Annotated in this window: 2 protein-coding genes and 1 pseudogene; 2 read left to right on the forward strand and 1 reads right to left on the reverse strand. The window is 69.5% G+C overall.

The window, feature by feature from the left end; translation table 11 throughout:
- Positions 1–408: ABC transporter permease (locus tag PUR61_RS01520; RefSeq protein ID WP_443035102.1), on the forward strand; the 408-nt coding region annotated here is incomplete at its 5' end.
- Positions 409–630: 222 nt separating this feature from the next.
- Positions 631–3069, forward strand: a complete 2439-nt coding sequence (locus tag PUR61_RS01525; RefSeq protein WP_329874810.1) for a discoidin domain-containing protein — start codon at positions 631–633, stop codon at positions 3067–3069.
- A gap of 301 nt (positions 3070–3370) precedes the next feature.
- Here the strand turns inward: PUR61_RS01525 and PUR61_RS01530 are convergent.
- A pseudogene (locus PUR61_RS01530) lies at positions 3371–3748 on the reverse strand (hypothetical protein); the annotation flags it as partial.

Here is a 3748-nt window from a genome sequence, read left to right on the forward strand (position 1 = left end):
CGCAACCTCTACGCCATCGGCGGCAACGACACCGCCGCCCGCCTCGCCGGCATCAACATCAACAAATACCTCATCGCCGTCTACGCCCTCATCGGCACCGTCGCCGCCCTCGCCGGCATCCTCCTCACCGCCCGCACCGGCAGCGGCCAACCCGTCTCCGGCAGCGAAGGCCTCGAACTCAAGGCCATCACCGCCGCCGCCCTCGGCGGCGCCGCCCTCAAAGGCGGCAAGGGCGGCATCGGCGGCACCCTCCTCGCCGTCGCCCTCCTCGGCTGCCTCGAAAACGGACTCACCGTCCAAGGCATCAACTCCTTCTGGCAGAACGTCGCCCAAGGCGCCCTCCTCGTCGCCGCCGTCGTCATCCAGCAACGCCGCAACGGCGAACGCCCCATCGGCCTCCCCGCCTGACACCACCCCACCCGACGTCCCACGAAAGGAGAGACCGTGACCCCCGCCTCGCGACCACGCTCCCGCGGACCTCCGGCCCGATGCGCCGGATCCACCGCCCCCACGGATCCCCGAAGTTCGAGCCGGACCGCGCCGCCCCTCCCCGGAGCGGCACCGAAGCCGATCACCGCTAGGTGCGTCGGCGAACCCCCACCCGTAGTTCCAAGCAACTTGGAGGACGAGTTGCGATCGTCAATCTTCCGCTCAACTGCCACAGCGACGAGCCTGTTCGTCGCCCTGGCCCTGGCCGTCGGGCTTCCCACCACCGGAACGGCCGCCACCACCGTCACCCCCGTGGCTGTCGACGGCACCGCGATGGGCGAGCGACTCGACGGCATCGGCGCCGCGTCTGCCGGAGCCAGCTCCCGACTCCTGATCGACTACCCCGAACCGCAGCGCAGCGAGGTGCTCGACTATCTGTTCAAGCCGGGCTACGGCGCTTCCCTCCAACTCCTGAAGCTGGAACTGGGTTCGGGGGCCAACTCGACGGACGGTACGGAGCCGGACCACGAGCCCGTGCAGGGCCAGGTCGACTGCGGTGTCGGCTACGAGTTCTGGCTCGCCAAGGAAGCCAAGGCGCGCAACCCGGAGATCAAGCTGGCCGGCCTCGCATGGGGCGCGCCGGGCTGGGTGGACCCGGTCTCGGCGAACGGCCAGAACTTCTGGACCTCCCGGACCATCGACTGGGAGATGAGCTGGCTGGACTGCGCCACAGCCAACGGGCTGCACATCGACTACATGGGCGGCTGGAATGAGAATGAGGGCGACGCGGCGTGGTTCGTCGACTTCCGCGCGCGGCTGGACGCGGCAGGCCACCAGGATGTGCAGCTCGTCGCCGACGACGATCTCGGCTGGGGCCCGACGATCAGCAAGATGCAGGCCAACCCGGCGTTCCGCGACGCGGTGGGCGTCATGGGCGAGCACTACAGGTGCGGCTGGATGAGCACGTCGGAGAGTTGCTCCGGGCCGGCCGAGCGCTTCGGCAAGCCAGCTTGGAACAGTGAGGGCGGCTCGCAGGACTACACCGGCGGCGCCACGCACCTGGCCAAGGAGATCAACCGCGGCTACACCGACGGCCGCATCACCGGATTCATGAACTGGTCCCCCGTGTGGTCGGCCTACCAGGGTGCACGGTTCGCCGGGTCCGGGCTGATGGTCGCCAACACCCCGTGGAGCGGTCACTACTCGGTGGGCAAGTCCGTGTGGGTCACCGCGCACACCACGCAGTTCACCAAGGTGGGATGGCGCTATCTGCCCGACGCCAGCAAGCGAATCCAGGGCGGCTCCCTGGTCACCCTGCGCGACCCGGGTACCGCGAACTGGTCCAGCGTCATCGAGACCAGCCAGGCGACGGTTCCCGAGACCCTCAACTTCACGGTCTCCGGAGGCCTGCCGGCGAACGGTGTCCTGCGGGTGCGCTCCACCGACCTGAACTCCAACGATCCCGCCCAATGGTTCACCACGGAGCCGAACGTCCAGGTCGTCAACGGTCAGGCTACGTTCACCACCCAGCCGGGCAAGCTCTACACCCTCAGCACGCTCACCACCTCGACCAAGGGCGCCGCCGTCCCGCCTGCCAACTCCGGCATGTCCCTTCCCTACACCGACGGCTTCGACTCGTACGCGCCGCGCCGCACTCCCAAGTACTACGCCGACCTGGGCGGCACGCTGGAGACCGCACAGTGCGGCGGCGGCCGAAGCGGCATGTGCCTTCGTGCGACCATGACCGATGACCCGGTCTACTGGAACAAGACGAACCGGTGGCCCAGAGGGGTGATCGGCGACCCCGGCTGGCGCAACTATACGGCTGCCACGGACGTGAACTTCGAAACGAACGGTCTCGAGGTCTGGCTCGGCGTCCGGGATACGGATCTCTCCACGAAGGGTAACTACGACGCCACCCCCGACTCCCTGCCCACCAGCTTCACGTTCGACAACCCCGACGGAATCCGGCTCGCCGTCAACCAGAGGGGCAGCTGGCAGATCAGAACGGCCTCGAGGACCGTACTGGCGCAGGGCTCCAGGCCGGCGTTCGCCCTGAACTCCTGGCACAGGCTGAGCATCACGGCCCTGGGGTCCACGATCACCGCGTCGATCGACGGTGTGCCGCTCGGTGCTCCTGTCACCGCCCCTGCCGGGACGGCGACGGCGGGCCAGGTCTCCCTCGGGGTGTCGAGTTACAACCCCGTCCAGTTCGACAACCTCACCGTCCAGCCCGGAACCGGGGTGATCGGCGCGGCGGAGAGCACGGACACCGATGTCGCCTACGCTCCGTGGAACGCGATCGATGGCAATACCTCCACCATCTGGCACTCGCGCTGGCGGCCCGCCGCCGTCCGGGGTCCGCACGACATCACCCTCCAACTCGGAGGCATCCAGCCGGTGAGCGGCGTCGGCTACCTGCCGCGGCAGGATCAGGGCAACGCCCGGATCACCCGGTACGCGGTCTCCACGAGCACCGACGGTGTGACCTTCACCCAAGTCGCCACCGGGACCTGGGCCAACGACGGGACGCTCAAGTCCGCCACCTTCCCGGCCGGACCCGCAAAGTTCGTCCGGCTCACCTCGCTGGTGGACGGCTACGGCGGGGTCTCCGCCGCTGCTGAGATCACCATCCAGTAGCCGGTCCTGTGCGGGGCCGGAGCAGTTGCTCCGGCCCCGCACAGGCATGTCACCTCACCGGTGGGGCCAAGGTCTCTCGGGGCGGGGTGCTGTGAGCTGGATACGCCGTCCACCGAGTGACCGCGGCATCTCCGCCGCGCGCCACGACCGGATACGGTCCGGTGCCCGAGGACCGCGTCGGGGTCGGACGACACCGTCTTGCGCCCGTCCGGCGGTACCGGTTCGCCGGTCACGCCCTCGGGCGGCCTCGGCTGCCGGGGGGATTGCGCCGAGTCGGCACCGGTCCCGAGTTCGCCGGGGGTCAGCTGCCGATCTCGACGGTGATGTCGTCGAGGACGAAGCTGGTCTGGTATGAGCCGTCCTCCCGGCCGGTGAACTCCAGGGTGACGCTCTGTCCGGCGTGGGCCGAGAGGTCGACCGTGCGCAGGGTGTAGCCGGCGGCCCGGTCGAGGTTCGAGTAGGCGGCGACCTCGTGGCCGTTCACCGTGACGCTCAGCCGGTCGTACCTGGCCGACGTGGTGCTCTCGGCCGAGTCGATGTGCAGCCAGTACGTCAGCGTCGCCCGGCAGCCCGCCGGGACGGCGACCGTCTGCGCGACGGTGTCCGTGTGGCCGGACCCGTAGCCGTCCAGCCAGGCCTTCCAGGAGCCGCCGTGGCTCGCCTGGCCCCGGTCGGTGTC

The organism is Streptomyces sp. BE20, from assembly GCF_036322525.1.
Classification (GTDB): Bacteria; Actinomycetota; Actinomycetes; order Streptomycetales; family Streptomycetaceae; genus Kitasatospora.